A 14,460-nucleotide genomic window follows, 5' to 3' on the forward strand; every position below is an offset into this window, starting at 1 on the left:
CCGGACCGGTGGCACCCGAACGGCGGGGCCCACGTCACATGCCCTTGCCCCGCAAGGCACTACGCGCATAGAACCTGGAGATGCAAGGGTCGCCCGTTCGGACGATGGGCAATCCTGCCCTAGACTCGTGAACGTGCCTCGTGGTGATGGACGACTCAGCCACGACCTGCTCCCCGGTGAGAAGGGCCCCCAGGACGCCTGCGGCGTTTTCGGTGTCTGGGCCCCCGGTGAAGAGGTCGCCAAACTCACCTATTTCGGGCTGTATGCCCTGCAGCACCGCGGACAGGAGTCCGCGGGCATCGCAGTGAGCAACGGCTCCCAGATTCTGGTCTTCAAGGACATGGGCCTGGTCTCCCAGGTCTTCGACGAGACCTCCCTCGGCTCGCTGACCGGCCACATCGCCGTCGGCCACGCCCGCTACTCGACCACCGGCGCGTCCGTGTGGGAGAACGCGCAGCCCACCTTCCGCGCCACCGCCCAGGGCTCCATCGCCCTCGGGCACAACGGCAATCTGGTCAACACGGCCGAGCTGGCCGAACTGGTCGCCTCCCTCCCGCAGGGCCCGGGGCGGGCCACCAAGGTCGCCGCCACCAACGACACCGACCTGGTCACCGCGCTGCTCGCGGGCCAGGTCGACGACGAGGGCAACCCGCTCTCCGTCGAGCAGGCCGCCACGAAGGTGCTGCCGCAGGTCAAGGGCGCCTTCAGCCTCGTCTTCATGGACGAGCACACCCTGTACGCGGCCCGCGACCTCCAGGGCATCCGCCCGCTGGTCCTCGGCCGGCTGGAGCGCGGCTGGGTCGTCGCCTCCGAGACCGCCGCCCTCGACATCTGCGGCGCCAGCTTCGTCCGGGAGATCGAGCCCGGCGAGCTGATCGCCATCGACGAGAACGGCCTGCGCACCTCCCGCTTCGCCGAGGCCGCCCCCAAGGGCTGCGTCTTCGAGTACGTCTACCTCGCCCGCCCCGACACCGACATCGCCGGGCGCAACGTCTACCTCTCCCGCGTCGAGATGGGCCGCCGTCTCGCCAAGGAGGCCCCGGTCGACGCCGACCTGGTGATACCGACTCCGGAGTCCGGCACCCCGGCCGCCGTCGGGTACGCCGAGGCCAGCGGTATCCCGTACGGCTCCGGGCTGGTCAAGAACAGCTACGTCGGCCGTACGTTCATCCAGCCGTCGCAGACCATCAGGCAGCTCGGCATCCGGCTCAAGCTCAATCCGCTCAAGGAAGTCATCCGCGGCAAGCGCCTGGTGGTCGTGGACGACTCGATCGTCCGCGGCAACACCCAGCGCGCCCTGGTCCGGATGCTCCGCGAGGCGGGCGCCGCCGAGGTGCACGTACGGATCTCGTCGCCGCCCGTGAAGTGGCCCTGCTTCTTCGGCATCGACTTCGCCACCCGCGCCGAACTGATCGCCAACGGCATGACCGTGGACGAGATCGGCACCTCGCTGGGCGCGGACTCGCTCGCGTACATCTCCATCGACGCCATGGTCGAGGCGACCACCATCCCCAAGGACAACCTCTGCCGCGCCTGCTTCGACGGCGTGTACCCGATGGACCTGCCCGACCCGGAGCTGCTGGGCAAGCAGTTGCTGGAGACCGAACTGGCCGGTGGCGCGGACGCCGCGGACGCGCTCCGCCGCCCGTAGGCTCCGCGGCAGCCACGCAGCCCTCCGCACGAACGACACGAAGGTTCCCCAGCTATGTCTGAGTCAACCGGCGCCGCCTCCACCGGCGCTGACTTCTCCGGTGCCAGCTACGCCTCCGCGGGCGTCGACATCGAGGCCGGCGACCGTGCCGTCCACCTGATGAAGGAGTGGGTCCGCAAGGCCACCCGCCCCGAGGTGGTCGGCGGGCTCGGCGGCTTCGCCGGACTCTTCGACGCCTCCGCGCTCAAGCGGTACGAGCGCCCGCTGCTCGCCTCCGCGACCGACGGCGTCGGCACCAAGGTGGACATCGCCCGCCGTATGGGCGTCTACGACACGATCGGCCACGACCTGGTCGGCATGGTCGTGGACGACCTCGTGGTGTGCGGCGCGGAACCGCTGTTCATGACCGACTACATCTGCGTCGGCAAGGTCTACCCCGAGCGGGTCGCGGCCATCGTCAAGGGCATCGCCGAGGGCTGTGTGCTCGCGGGCTGCGCGCTGGTCGGCGGCGAGACCGCCGAGCACCCGGGGCTGCTGGCCGCGGACGACTTCGACGTGGCGGGCGCGGGCACCGGAGTGGTCGAGGCCGACCAAGTGCTGGGCGCGGACCTGATCCGGCCCGGTGACGCGGTCGTCGCCATCGAGTCGTCGGGGCTGCACTCCAACGGCTACAGCCTGGTCCGGCACGTGCTGTTCGACCGGGCGGGCTGGTCGCTGGACCGGCAGGTGCCGGAGTTCGGCCGCACGCTCGGCGAGGAGCTGCTGGAGCCGACGAAGATCTACTCGCTGGACTGCCTGGCGCTGACCCGTACCACCGAGGTGCACGCCTTCTCGCACATCACCGGCGGCGGGCTCGCCAACAACCTGGCGCGGGTCGTCCCCGACCACCTGCGGGCCACCGTCGACCGCTCCACCTGGGAGCCCGCGCCGGTCTTCGGACTGGTCGGGGAGCTGGGCGGGGTCGAGCGCCTGGAGCTGGAGAAGACGCTGAACATGGGCGTCGGCATGATCGCCGTCCTGCCGCAGGAGTCCGTGGACGTCGCGCTCGCGACCCTCGCCGACCGGGGTGTCGGGGCCTGGGTGAGCGGCGAGATCACGGCACGCGAAAGCGGCACGGCGGCCGTCGAACTGACCGGCGACTACGCGCGGTAGAGCGGTGGGGTCCTCAGCGCCGACGAGCCGACGACGAAACCCGGTCCGGGGCGGGACCCCGGACCGGGCCGACGTGACATGCGGTGATGTGCGTCTACGTGACAGGTGTCAAGCGTGACGGCGCTGGGGGGATGACTCGGACTCGTCGTCCTCGTCCCCGTCGTTGTTGTAGCGATCCGCGTACTGTGCGTACGGGTCGTCATCCTCGTCGTCATCGTCCTCGACAGGCTCCGGATTGACCGGAAGCGGTGACGATGCGCCCAGCTCGTCGGCCAGACGTGAGAGATCCGTGCCGCCGCTGTTGTACTTCAGCTGGCGGGCGACCTTCGTCTGCTTGGCCTTGGCCCGGCCGCGCCCCATGGCTCGACCCCCTTAACGGCGGGGCTCAGCGGCCCCGAGTCTTGACACGCGTTCATGATTCGGAGCGGCCTCCCCGGAGAGAGACCGGTCCGTAGGCCCACAACGGTACCTGCTTCCGACGCCGCACGGTACGTCGCCCGCACGACACGCGTCGGAACAGGGGTCGTTCACGGCCCTGTTCTGCCTGGTCAGGGCCGATTTTACCTTCTTCTAGCGCGAACTTGCTATCGGGCCGTGCTGTCGGTCACGCGGACCCCTCCGGACGCAGCCATTCCGAAGCCGGTGTACGGTCCGCGATCCGCTGTTCCGCGAGCCTGTCCGCGGCCACGGCCGGGGGGACGCCGTCGGTCCTGGCCCGGTCGAAAATGGCCAGAGTCGTGTCGTAGATCTTCGTGGCCTTGGTCTTCGCGCGGTCAAAATCAAAACCGTGCAGTTCGTCCGCGACCTGGATCACGCCACCGGCGTTCACCACGTAGTCCGGCGCGTAGAGGATGCCGCGGTCGGCGAGGTCCTTCTCGACGCCGGGGTGGGCGAGCTGGTTGTTGGCCGCGCCGCAGACCACCGTGGCGGTCAGCGCGGCGACCGTCGCGTCGTCCAGGGCGCCGCCGAGCGCGCAGGGCGCGTACACGTCGAGCGGGGTGCGCACCAGCACCTGCGCGTCGCTCACCGAGGTGACCCGCGGGTGACGGGCGACGATCCGGTCGACGGCGTCCGCGCGGACATCGGTGATCACGACCTCGGCGCCGTCCTCCAGCAGGTGCTCCACCAGGTGGTGGCCGACCTTGCCGACGCCGGCCACGCCGACCCGGCGGCCGCGCAGGGTCGGCTCGCCCCACTGGGTCTTCGCGGCGGCGCGCATGCCCTGGAAGACACCGAAGGCGGTGAGCACGGAGGAGTCCCCGGCGCCGCCGTTCTCCGGCGAGCGGCCGGTCGTCCAGCGGTTCTCGCGGGCCACGACGTCCATGTCCGCGACATACGTGCCGACGTCGCACGCGGTGACGTACCGGCCGCCGAGCGAGGCCACGAACCGGCCGTAGGCGAGCAGCAGTTCCTCGGTCTTGAGCGTGTCGGGGTCGCCGATGACGACGGCCTTGCCGCCGCCGTGGTCGAGCCCGGCGAGCGCGTTCTTGTACGACATGCCGCGGGAGAGGTTGAGCGCGTCCTCGACGGCCTCCTCGTCGGAGGCGTAGGCGTGGAAGCGGGTGCCGCCGAGGGCCGGGCCCAGGGCGGTCGAGTGGAGCGCGATGACGGCCTTGAGGCCGGTTGCGCGGTCCTGGCACAGGACGACCTGCTCGTGCCCGCCCTGTTCCGATCGGAACAGTTTGGCGAGGACGGTCGACGCGGTGGAGCCGGTCGACTCGACTGACGAGGAGCGGTCGGTCTGTCGTACGTCGGTCACGGTGGTGACTCCCATAGTCCAGTTTTTCCGGGCGAACCCGGTTGGCCTTGCTGGCCTCCGGCTCCCCGTGCGGGTGGCGGGAGGCCGGATATGCAGAAGGGTAGGCCCTGGGCGGGCGATCATGGGACCGCGTACATGTGTGGGTTTCCGGTGATCCCGCGACGGTTTTTCACAGTGGCCGGGATCACCTCCGGGGCGGGGGGTCGCGTGGGACGATCGGAGCATCAAGGCCGTGACGAGGGAGCGGGTGTGGGCGGTTCACCGGTACTGGTCCCGTACGCGGCCTATTTGCGGGTCTACGAGCCCCTGGCGGCCTTTCCAGAGCCCGAACGCACCCACTGGTACCGGTATGCGTCGGCCGGGCTGACGCGTACCGCTCAGGACGAGCTACGGCAGTCCCTGGCCGACCTCCTGCCGGTGCCCCCGGTGGCCGTCCCGGTGCACGAGAGCGGCGACGCCTTCGTGGCCGTGGTCTCCGGCGTCACCCACATCTGCCCCTGGCGCACCCGGCTGCGCGGCTGGCTCGCCCTGGAGAACGTGGGGGAGCTGCTGCCCGAGCCGGTGCTGGACGCGATGCTGCCGCCGGTCGTACGCCGGCAGGCCGCCGCCGACCACGAGAGCTGGCGGGAGCGGAATCCGGACGCCCGGCCGTGGATCCGCTCGGCCACCTGGCACGTGCCGGTGCGCTGGTTCGCCCTCGTCGGGGACGACGAGCGGGAGTACGAGCCGTCGGGCGCGGGGGAGTCGAAGGAGCCGCTGCTGCGGTACCGCACGCCCATGGTCCAGGCCAGGCGGCGGGTCGCGCGGGCGCTGCGGGTGCTCAAGGACGCCCTGGACGAGGGCCCGTTGATCGACGGGCTGATCGATGTGGGGCGCTGGCTCGAGGAGTTCCACCCGCGCTCGCTGGTCGAGCTGGACTACGGCGGCCTGGTGCACGTGATGGGCCAGGACACGCTCGCGGAGGACCGCTCGGCGGCCGATGTGGCCGAGGGGCTCGCCGCGCTGCGGGCCGGGGACTCGACGGCGGCCGGGGTGGCGTACGAGCGGCTGACCGACCGGTGGCGGGCGGTCAGGGAGCTTCAGTTCTCCAGTTGAGGGCAGGCGGGACGTGACGCGGGTCACGGTCGGGGCTCCGGCGGAATGTGCGCCGAAGCTCTGGCCCTGGCATCGACTCCGCGTTCGACGCATGGGCCGATGTGACCTTCGGCGCAGGGTTCGCGGGTCCTCTGTTGTCTCGTTGTGTCTCTTCCGCCTCTCAGCTTGCCTTTTGGCATCGAGAGCGGCGGTAATGGCCCAAGCGTGACGGAGAGCACGTAAGCGGACTCTTGCCTGCATCACCATGTCTCGTGTCAAAATGGGACATCGGGTCCTCCTCGGACTCGTTTCGAAGGTGGGGATGGGGCAGATGATCAGGTTGTGACTGATCGTCACGTTGGTGTGACTGTCCGCTATGACACGGTCCATCGGCTTCCGCCGAGCTTGAACACCTGAGAGGGCAATTCCATCGGTTTGGCCGACGAGGCTGGACGGATGGTGTAGTTGTAGTGCCGAGGACAAGCCGTTCGTCCTATTACCGACTCGGCCCGCGTCTGCCATTTCGGGCAACGTGGGTCAAGGTGCAGAATTTAGAGGAAAGAACCGCGTTGGTTCGGTTCTCTCGAGGAGGCCGCTCATGACCGCTCGCACCCCTGATGCCGAGCCGTTGCTAACCCCTGCTGAGGTCGCCACCATGTTCCGCGTCGACCCGAAGACGGTCACGCGCTGGGCAAAGGCCGGCAAGCTCACATCCATCCGCACGCTCGGCGGGCACCGCCGCTACCGCGAGGCGGAGGTCCGCGCGCTGTTGGCGGGCATTCCGCAGCAGCGCAGCGAGGCCTGACAGCCCTTTTGGGCGGCTAACGGGGCCCCCACCCCATACGTCGCCCGGCCCGAAGGCCACCTGCCCCCATCGGGGACGCCGGAGGGAGCTACGAGCTCTACCAGCTCCACCCAGCTTCACCAAGACCGCATCGGACTCCGCCGGGTCCGATGCGGTCTTTTTCGTGCCCGCGGCGGCCCGGGGCGGCGCCGGGGCGGCGCGGGGTCATGTGGGGCCGCGCGGGCGGTTTGTGGGCGTTCCGTGCGCGCCGGGGGCGTGGTCTGTGGGGTCCTGGGGGCGGTTGCGTGCTAGCGCCGGAGTCGTCCCCAGGGAGGTGCAATTGCACATATTAAATCGAGAGCCTTCCGGAGGGCGTCGAGTTCCCCACTCCCGAAACGGGTTTCCGTGACTCCCGTCACACGCCGGGCTCTTGTGGATCTTGATCCCCGTGCGCTAATGAACTCCCCCCGGCGCGGAGGGAGTAGGCCGAGAGCGCTCTCCGCGCCGACGCCGGTGCCCCGCCCGCGGCGGTACGAGGAGGCCGTAGCGGGCGCGGCTTCGGGGAACAGCGAAAGGGCCCGCACCTTGAGGAGGCACGGGCCTTACGACGTACTGTGGTGCGGTCTGCGGGGACAGCGAAAAGACCCGCACCTGGGGAGGTGCGGGCCTAGTGGCAGACGGTACGGCGGTCCTGACGGGATTTGAACCCGCGGCCTCCACCTTGACAGGGTGGCGAGCACTCCAAACTGCTCCACAGGACCTGGTGTCACAGCCTGTTGGGCTCGGCTGCGAGACAGACTGTACAGCAGGTCAGGGGGTGGGGTCGAACTCGTTGCCGGGGGGCGGCCGGGCGGTGCGGGGCGGTCAGGCCCAGGCGTCGTCGAGGGCCTTGAAGACGCGTTTGTCGGAGACCGGGAACGCCGTGCCCAGCGCGTGCGCGAAGTAGCTGACGCGCAGCTCCTCGATCATCCAGCGGATGTCCCGCACCGCGGCCGGCACCGGCCGCCCGGCCGGCTGGGCGGCCAGCAGCTCGCCGTACTCGGCCTGGATCTCCCGGACCTTCTCCATCCGCGTGGTGTCCCGCTGGACCCCCGTCGGCATCTGCTGGAGGCGGCGGTCGACGCCGACCAGATACCGCATCAGGTCGGGCAGCCGCTTGAGCCCCGCCTCGGTCACGAAACCGGCGTGCACCAGGCCCGCGAGCTGCTCCCGTACGTCCTGGAGGTTGGCGACCAGCGCGAGGCTCGTGGTGTCCTTCAGGCGCCGCTCACAGGACTGCCAGGCGGCCAGCACCTGCTGGACCCGCTGGACGCTGCGCGAGGTCAGCTCGACCAGATCGGCGCGGACCGCGTCGTACAGCTTGCGGAAGGACTCCTCGTCCCACGCGGGCCCGCCGTGGTCGGCGATCAGCCGGTCGGCCGCGGCGGTCGCGCAGTCCTCGAAGAGCGCCTGCACGCTGCCGTGCGGATTGCGCGAGAGCGCCAGCTTCTGCTGGTTGGACAGCTTGTCCGCGGCGAACTTCGCCGGATTCACCGGCACGTTGAGCAGGATCAGCCGCCGTGTGCCCCGCCACATCGCCGCTGCCTGCTCCGGCTCGGTGTCGAAGAGCCGTACGGCCACGGTGGCGCCCTCGTCGACGAGCGCCGGGAACGCCTTGACGGGCTGGCCCGCGCGCCGCGCCTCGAAGGTGCGCGGCAGCGCGCCGATCGTCCAGTCGGTGAGCCCGGTGCGCTGCTGGACCGAGGCCAGCGCGGGGTCGGAGGCCGACTCGAAGGCCCTCGTGATCGCCTCCCGCGTCTTCGGCTTCAGCCGCAGCCGCAGCGCGTCCAGGTCCTTGTCCTCGGCGAGCTTGCGGCGCCGCTCGTCCACCACTCGGAAGGTGATCTTCAGATGCTCGGGCACCTTGCCGAGGTCGAAGTCCTCCCCGGTGACCGGCACCCCCACCATCTTCTGCAACTCCCGCGCCAGCACGGACGGCAGGGGGTCGGGCCCGGCGACCGCGCGCTCCAGGAACTTCTTGGCGTAGTTCGGCGCGGGGACGTAATGCCGGCGGATCGCCTTGGGCAGCGAGCGGATCAGCTCGGTGACGACCTCCTCGCGCAGGCCCGGGATCTGCCAGTCGAAGCCGTCGGCCGAGACCTGGTTGAGGACCTGGAGCGGGATGTGGACGGTGACGCCGTCGGCGTCGGCGCCCGGTTCGAACTGGTACGTGACGCGGAATTTGAGCGCGCCCTGCCGCCAGGAGTCCGGGTAGTCGTCCTTGGTGACGGCCTCCGCGTTCTCGTTGATCAGCATGGAGTGCTCGAAGTTCAGCAACTCCGGCTCTTCGCGCCGCTTCTGCTTCCACCAGGAGTCGAAGTGGGCGCCGGAGACGACGTCCTCCGGCAGCCGCGCGTCGTAGAAGTCGAAGAGCGTCTCGTCGTCCACGAGGATGTCGCGGCGCCGGGCGCGGTGCTCCAACTCCTCGACCTCGCCGAGGAGTTTGCGGTTGTCGTGGAAGAACTGGTGGTGGGTGCGCCAGTCGCCCTCGACCAGCGCGTTGCGGATGAACAGCTCGCGGGAGACCTCGGGGTCGATCCGGCCGTAGGTGACCTTGCGCTGGGCGACCAGCGGGACGCCGTAGAGGGTGACGCGCTCGTACGCCATCACGGCCGCCTGGTCCTTCTCCCAGTGCGGCTCGCTGTAGGTGCGCTTGACCAGGTGCTGGGCCAGCGGCTCCACCCACTCCGGCTCGATCCGCGCGTTGACCCGCGCCCACAGCCGGGAGGTCTCCACCAGCTCGGCCGACATGATCCAGCGCGGCGGCTTCTTGAACAGCGCCGAGCCGGGGAAGACGGCGAATTTCGCGCTGCGGGCGCCCAAGTACTCGTTCTTGTCGGTGTCCTTGAGCCCCAGGTGCGACAACAACCCCGCCAGCAACGACTGGTGGACCCGTACCGGATCGGCGGCGTCGTCCTCGGACCTGGGCTCGGTGACCGTGATGCCCAGGGACTTGGCGACCGTACGGAGCTGGCTGTAGATGTCCTGCCACTCGCGGATGCGCAGGTAGTTCAGGAACTCCGAGCGGCACATGCGGCGGAAGGCCGACGAGGACAGGTCCTTCTGCCGGTCGCGGACATAGCCCCACAGGCTGAGGAAGGACAGGAAGTCGCTGGTCTCGTCGCGGAAGCGGGCGTGCTGCTGGTCGGCCTGCGTCTGCTTGTCCGCGGGGCGTTCGCGCGGGTCCTGGATGGACAGCGCCGCCGCGATCACCATGACCTCGCGCGCGCACCCGTTGCGGTCGGCCTCCAGCACCATACGGGCGAGCCGCGGGTCCACCGGGAGCTGCGAGAGCTTGCGGCCCAGCGGGGTCAGCCGCTTGCGCGGGTCCTTCTCCTTGGGGTCCAACGCGCCCAGCTCTTCGAGGAGTTGGACACCGTCCTTGATGTTCCGGCTGTCCGGCGGGTCGATGAAGGGGAAGCGCGCGATGTCGCCGAGCCCGGCCGCCGTCATCTGGAGGATGACCGAGGCCAGGTTGGTGCGCAGGATCTCGGCGTCGGTGAACTCCGGCCGGGACAGGAAGTCGTCCTCGTCGTACAGCCGGATGCAGACGCCGTCCGACGTACGGCCGCAGCGGCCCTTGCGCTGGTTGGCGCTGGCCTGGCTGATCCGCTCGATCGGCAGCCGCTGCACCTTGGTGCGGTGGCTGTAGCGGGAGATCCGGGCCGTGCCGGGGTCGATCACGTACCGGATGCCGGGGACGGTCAGCGACGTCTCGGCGACGTTCGTGGCCAGCACGACGCGGCGCCCGCTGTGCTGCTGGAACACGCGGTGCTGCTCGGCCGACGACAGCCGCGCGTACAGCGGCAGCACCTCGGTCGAGCGGAGGTTCTTCTTGGTCAGCGCGTCCGCGGTGTCGCGGATCTCGCGCTCGCCGGAGAGGAAGACCAGGATGTCGCCCGGCCCCTCGGCCTGGAGTTCGTCGACCGCGTCGCAGATCGCGGTGATCTGGTCGCGGTCGTCGGCCCCCTCGTCACCGTCCGCGCCCTCGTCGGACAGCGGCCGGTAGCGGACCTCCACCGGATACGTCCGGCCGCTGACCTCGACCACCGGCGCGTCCCCGAAGTGCCGGGAGAAGCGCTGCGGGTCGATCGTCGCCGAGGTGATGATCACCTTCAGGTCCGGGCGGCGCGGCAGGAGTTGGGCCAGGTAGCCGAGGATGAAGTCGATGTTGAGGCTGCGCTCGTGCGCCTCGTCGATGATGATCGTGTCGTACGCGCGCAGCTCGCGGTCGGTCTGGATCTCGGCGAGCATGATGCCGTCGGTCATCAGCTTGACCAGCGTGGAGTCGCCGACCTGGTCGGTGAAACGGACCTTCCAGCCGACCGCCTCCCCGAGCGGTGTCGCCAGCTCCTCCGCCACGCGCTCGGCGACGGTACGGGCCGCGATCCGGCGCGGCTGGGTGTGGCCGATCAGGCCGCGCACCCCGCGGCCCAGCTCCAGGCAGATCTTCGGGATCTGCGTCGTCTTGCCCGAGCCGGTCTCGCCCGCGACGATCACCACCTGGTGGTCGCGGATCGCCGCCAGGATGTCGTCCTTCTTCTGGCTGACCGGCAGCGCCTCGGGATAGCTGATCCTCGGCACGGCGGCGCGGCGGGCCGCCAGCCGCGCCTCGCCCTTGTCCATCTCGGCGGCGATCTCGGCCAGCACCGCGGCCCGCGCCTCCGGCTTGCGGATACGGCGGGCGCCGTCGAGTCGGCGGCCGAGCCGCTGCTCGTCGCGCAAAGTCAGCGACGGCAGCCGTTCGGCGAGATCAGCGGAGGTGGGTTGGGTAGACATACGCGGTCCAGGATCGCATCTGCGGCGGGCGCGCGGCGAACGCATTTCCCCGCGGCGGTACGCACGGTGACGGTGGGGCGCATGGCGCACGGGAACGACGTAGGCCCCGTCCGGAGACGGGGCCTACGTCGTGCGGTGGCTGGGGCCGGGGTCGAACCGGCGACCTACCGCTTTTCAGGCGGTCGCTCGTACCAACTGAGCTACCCAGCCGCAGCGGTCCTGACGGGATTTGAACCCGCGGCCTCCACCTTGACAGGGTGGCGAGCACTCCAAACTGCTCCACAGGACCAAGCTTGTGCGGGATAATTCTCGCACAGGATCTCGGGTGCTCCGTACCGCTTGTCCGCCGCTGATCCGGGACCAGAAAGTGACCGCAGGATCACGCTGGGACAGGGGCACGTCGCTGGATCAGCGTAGCAGACCCCCGAGGTGGTCCTTTTCGGTGAGCGGGCGGAGCGGGGTGCCGGTGAGCAGGCGAGGGCGAGGCCGTCAGACCGTCTCGTCGCGGAACACCGCGCGCACGATCCGGCCGATGCCGTCGCGGCCCGGGGCCACTTCCCACTCGTCGCACACCGCGTCCACCAGCAGCAGCCCGCGGCCGTTGACCTCATGGGTGCCGCTGTCGCGCATCACCGGGCCCTCGCCGACGTTTCCGTGGTCCTCGACCTCGATACGGACTCGTACGCCGTCCCGCCGGACGGAACAGATGACGGTCGGGCTCGTCGTATGACGCACGGCATTGGTGACGAGTTCACTCACCAACAGAGCGGCCGTATCGCAGGCGTCCAGCCCGCATCCGCGCGCGGTCAGATATGCGCGCGCACGGCGCCGTGCCTCGGAAACCGACGCGCCGCATGCCAGCAGTTCGAATGTGCAGCCGTCGGCACGGGGGCGGGGCGTACGGGAAGCGGAGCCAATGCCGGGAGTAGTCAGACGGGAACTCACGGTATCGGTGGTAGGTGAACCCACAGCGGAGATTCCTCTCCATCGCGTGTGCGTGAACGTGGTCACCTGGCCACTATGCGCCCCGACGCGCTCAGTGGGCAAGGTTAATCTTGATAATTTCACCGAGAAGGCAATCGAGGTGTGGATATCACTGAGGGGGTGGCACACTTCTCCCATGGACTCGGTGAGAGGAGCCGGGGCGTGACCGCTGCGCAGTCGTCGGGCGGCTCGACCGTTCGGCTGATGGTGCTCGGCAGACGATTGCGCGACCTGCGGGTCGCCGCCGGGAAGTCGTTCGAGGACGCCGCCGTCGTCCTCGACGTGGCTCCTCTGACGATCCGACGCATGGAGTTGGCCAAGGGCAAGTGGAAGCTCCCCTACGTCAAGACGCTGCTGGAGGAGTACGGCGTCCCGGGCGACGAGGCCAGGACCTTCCTCGCCCTCGTCCGCGAGGCCAACCAGCCCGGCTGGTGGCACCGTTACCGGGACGCCCTGCCCACCTGGTTCAGCGGCTACGTCAGCCTGGAGGAAGAGGCCAGCCTCATCCGGGCCTACGAACCCCACTACATCCCCGGCCTGCTCCAGACCGAGGAATACGCGCTGACCGTGCTGCGGGCCGGCCTCCACGACGCGGAGGAGAAGGCCGCCCAGGAGGTCGAGCGCCGGGTCGCCGTCCGCAAACAGCGGCAGCAACTGCTCACCTCCGCGAATCCGCCCGAATTGTGGGTGGTCATGGACGAGACCGTGTTCCGCCGTCCCATGGTGCCCGCCGAGATCATGCGGGCCCAGATCGACCGCCTCATCGAAGCGGCCGAACAGCCGAACATCAAGCTTCAGGTGATGCCTTTCGGCATCTGCGCGCACGAGGGCATGTACGGGTCGTTCCACATCTTCCGATTCCCGCACGAGGAGATCTCCGACATCGTCTATGTCGAGAATCTCGTCGGTGCCGTCTATCTCGACGAGTACGACGATGTCACGACGTTCCAGGAAGCCCTGGACCGTATGTGCGCCCACGCCCTGCCAGTACAACGCACCGGAGAATTCCTCGGTGCCATTCGCAAGGAGCTCTAGGCCAGTGAATCGCATACACAACGCTGTTCTCACGCTGGGAGCGGAAGGCTGGCACAAGCCGTGGAGCGGGAGCAACGGCGGCAGTTGCGTGGAGGTCCGCAGGCTTCCCGACGGCCGTTACGCGGTCCGCCAGTCCACTGATCCGGAAGGTCCCGCGCTGATCTTCACGCAGATCGAACTCGACGTCTTCTCCCAGGGCTGGGAGGCTGGACAGGCCAGCCTCCCGGTTTCCTGACGCTCATCACTTACTTAACGCAGGCGTACTCAGGAGGAACAGCGGATGCCCGACGACATGGCCTGGACGCGGCGGCCTGCGAACTACGAGCCGCCCGAGATCGACACGAGCGTCGCGCACTCGGCACGCGTGTACGACTACATTCTCGGCGGCAAGGACAACTACCCGCTGGACCGCGAGGCCGCCGAGCAGATGCTGAGCGGCTGGCCCAGTCTGCGGATATCGATGCGTGAGAACCGTAAATTCATGCACCGGGCCGTCCGCTTCATGGCCGAGCAGGGCATCGACCAGTTCCTTGACATCGGCACCGGCATTCCGACCTCGCCGAATCTCCACGAGGTCGCGCAGGGCGTCACCCCGAGCGCGCGGGTGGTCTACATGGACAACGACCCGATCGTGCTGGCCCACGCGGGCGCCCGGCTGACCAGCACGCCCGAGGGCCGTACCGCCTACATCCACGCGGACATGAAGGACCCGGCGGCGATCCTGGGCTCGGCCGAGCTGGCCGAGACCCTGGACCTGTCCCGGCCGGTCGCCCTGTCGATCATCGCCGTGCTCCAGTTCGTCACGGACGACCAGAAGGCGTACGACCTGGTCAAGCAGTACGTGGACATCCTGCCGTCCGGCAGCTACCTGGCGATCTCCACGGTCACCACCGACTCCAGCCCGAAGCCGATCGGGGGTGTCGTCGCCGAGTACACCAAGCGCGGCATGCCCGCCCGCAACCGGACCCACGCCGAGGTGCTGCCCTTCTTCGCGGGCCTCGACCTGGTCGAGCCCGGTGTCACCCTCGTCCACAACTGGCGCCCGGACCCGGCCGCCGAGGGCACGGTCGACGACTCGCAGGTCGCGATGTACGGGGGAGTGGCGTACAAGCCGTAACGGCTCGTCCGTCCTCGGCTCGTACGTCCTCGACTCGTACGTCCTCGGCCGGTGCAGGTTCCCGCGCCGATACCCTCCCGCGCCGA

At 69.4% G+C, this 14,460-nt stretch carries 11 protein-coding genes and 3 tRNA genes; 7 read left to right on the plus strand and 7 right to left on the minus strand.

Going from position 1 to position 14,460, the window contains the following annotated elements:
* Nucleotides 1–133: 133 nt before the first annotated feature.
* Both purF and purM read left to right on the plus strand, forming a co-directional pair.
* A complete protein-coding gene (purF, locus tag ACFZAM_RS04680; protein WP_355336160.1) occupies nt 134–1,651 on the plus strand; it encodes an amidophosphoribosyltransferase in 1,518 nt (505 codons plus the stop codon).
* A gap of 54 nt (nt 1,652–1,705) precedes the next feature.
* The gene (purM, locus tag ACFZAM_RS04685) at nt 1,706–2,803 is read left to right on the plus strand and encodes a phosphoribosylformylglycinamidine cyclo-ligase (RefSeq protein ID WP_355336161.1); all 1,098 of its coding nucleotides are present in this window, start codon (nt 1,706–1,708) and stop codon (nt 2,801–2,803) included.
* 108 nt (nt 2,804–2,911) lie between these two features.
* On the opposite strand, the gene ACFZAM_RS04690 is transcribed toward purM, so the two are convergent.
* Both ACFZAM_RS04690 and ACFZAM_RS04695 read right to left on the minus strand, forming a co-directional pair.
* The gene (locus ACFZAM_RS04690) at nt 2,912–3,163 is read right to left on the minus strand and encodes a DUF3073 domain-containing protein (protein WP_355336163.1); all 252 of its coding nucleotides are present in this window, start codon (nt 3,161–3,163) and stop codon (nt 2,912–2,914) included.
* A 244-nt stretch (nt 3,164–3,407) separates the two neighbouring features.
* Complete coding sequence (locus ACFZAM_RS04695; protein ID WP_355336165.1) at nt 3,408–4,577, minus strand: Glu/Leu/Phe/Val dehydrogenase dimerization domain-containing protein; 1,170 nt, start codon at nt 4,575–4,577, stop codon at nt 3,408–3,410.
* A 234-nt stretch (nt 4,578–4,811) separates the two neighbouring features.
* Between ACFZAM_RS04695 and ACFZAM_RS04700 the strand changes: the two genes are divergently transcribed.
* Both ACFZAM_RS04700 and bldC read left to right on the plus strand, forming a co-directional pair.
* Nucleotides 4,812–5,657 carry a hypothetical protein gene (locus tag ACFZAM_RS04700; protein ID WP_391042693.1) on the plus strand — a complete coding sequence of 282 codons (846 nt, stop codon included), beginning with the start codon at nt 4,812–4,814 and terminating at the stop codon, nt 5,655–5,657.
* A 577-nt stretch (nt 5,658–6,234) separates the two neighbouring features.
* Nucleotides 6,235–6,441, plus strand: coding sequence for a developmental transcriptional regulator BldC (gene bldC / locus ACFZAM_RS04705; RefSeq protein ID WP_003949541.1), 207 nt, complete (start codon nt 6,235–6,237; stop codon nt 6,439–6,441).
* A gap of 665 nt (nt 6,442–7,106) precedes the next feature.
* Here the strand turns inward: bldC and ACFZAM_RS04710 are convergent.
* The 5 genes from ACFZAM_RS04710 to ACFZAM_RS04730 form a co-directional block, all read right to left on the minus strand.
* Nucleotides 7,107–7,181: transfer RNA gene (locus tag ACFZAM_RS04710), tRNA-Asp, on the minus strand.
* Nucleotides 7,182–7,284: 103 nt separating this feature from the next.
* Complete coding sequence (gene hrpA, locus ACFZAM_RS04715) at nt 7,285–11,238, minus strand: ATP-dependent RNA helicase HrpA (protein WP_391042696.1); 3,954 nt, start codon at nt 11,236–11,238, stop codon at nt 7,285–7,287.
* A 136-nt stretch (nt 11,239–11,374) separates the two neighbouring features.
* A tRNA-Phe gene (locus ACFZAM_RS04720) sits at nt 11,375–11,448 on the minus strand.
* A 4-nt stretch (nt 11,449–11,452) separates the two neighbouring features.
* Nucleotides 11,453–11,527, minus strand: a tRNA-Asp gene (locus ACFZAM_RS04725).
* Nucleotides 11,528–11,727: 200 nt separating this feature from the next.
* On the minus strand, nt 11,728–12,360 hold the full coding sequence (locus ACFZAM_RS04730) for an ATP-binding protein (RefSeq protein WP_355336171.1): 633 nt from the start codon (nt 12,358–12,360) through the stop codon (nt 11,728–11,730).
* A 24-nt stretch (nt 12,361–12,384) separates the two neighbouring features.
* Between ACFZAM_RS04730 and ACFZAM_RS04735 the strand changes: the two genes are divergently transcribed.
* From ACFZAM_RS04735 to ACFZAM_RS04745, 3 genes are read left to right on the plus strand one after another with little or no spacing between them, the layout of a single operon-like run.
* Nucleotides 12,385–13,257 (plus strand): helix-turn-helix transcriptional regulator, encoded by an 873-nt coding sequence (locus ACFZAM_RS04735; RefSeq protein WP_355336173.1) that lies wholly within the window; start codon nt 12,385–12,387, stop codon nt 13,255–13,257.
* A gap of 4 nt (nt 13,258–13,261) precedes the next feature.
* Nucleotides 13,262–13,492 (plus strand): DUF397 domain-containing protein, encoded by a 231-nt coding sequence (locus tag ACFZAM_RS04740; protein WP_355336175.1) that lies wholly within the window; start codon nt 13,262–13,264, stop codon nt 13,490–13,492.
* A gap of 45 nt (nt 13,493–13,537) precedes the next feature.
* Complete coding sequence (locus tag ACFZAM_RS04745) at nt 13,538–14,374, plus strand: SAM-dependent methyltransferase (protein ID WP_355336177.1); 837 nt, start codon at nt 13,538–13,540, stop codon at nt 14,372–14,374.
* Nucleotides 14,375–14,460: the final 86 nt, after the last annotated feature.

Origin of the sequence: Streptomyces sp. NPDC008079 (assembly GCF_042957385.1) — a bacterium.
Taxonomy (GTDB): domain Bacteria; phylum Actinomycetota; class Actinomycetes; order Streptomycetales; family Streptomycetaceae; genus Actinacidiphila.

What these genes read in the sequence shown, in the direction of transcription:
- purM (WP_355336161.1), top strand. Translation starts at nt 1,706, where the DNA reads ATGTCTGAGTCAACCGGCGCCGCCTCCACCGGCGCTGACTTCTCCGGT.
- ACFZAM_RS04690 (WP_355336163.1), bottom strand. Translation starts at nt 3,163, where the DNA reads ATGGGGCGCGGCCGGGCCAAGGCCAAGCAGACGAAGGTCGCCCGCCAG.
- ACFZAM_RS04695 (WP_355336165.1), bottom strand. Translation starts at nt 4,577, where the DNA reads ATGGGAGTCACCACCGTGACCGACGTACGACAGACCGACCGCTCCTCG.
- bldC (WP_003949541.1), top strand. Translation starts at nt 6,235, where the DNA reads ATGACCGCTCGCACCCCTGATGCCGAGCCGTTGCTAACCCCTGCTGAG.
- hrpA (WP_391042696.1), bottom strand. Translation starts at nt 11,238, where the DNA reads ATGTCTACCCAACCCACCTCCGCTGATCTCGCCGAACGGCTGCCGTCG.
- ACFZAM_RS04730 (WP_355336171.1), bottom strand. Translation starts at nt 12,360, where the DNA reads ATGGGAGAAGTGTGCCACCCCCTCAGTGATATCCACACCTCGATTGCC.
- ACFZAM_RS04745 (WP_355336177.1), top strand. Translation starts at nt 13,538, where the DNA reads ATGCCCGACGACATGGCCTGGACGCGGCGGCCTGCGAACTACGAGCCG.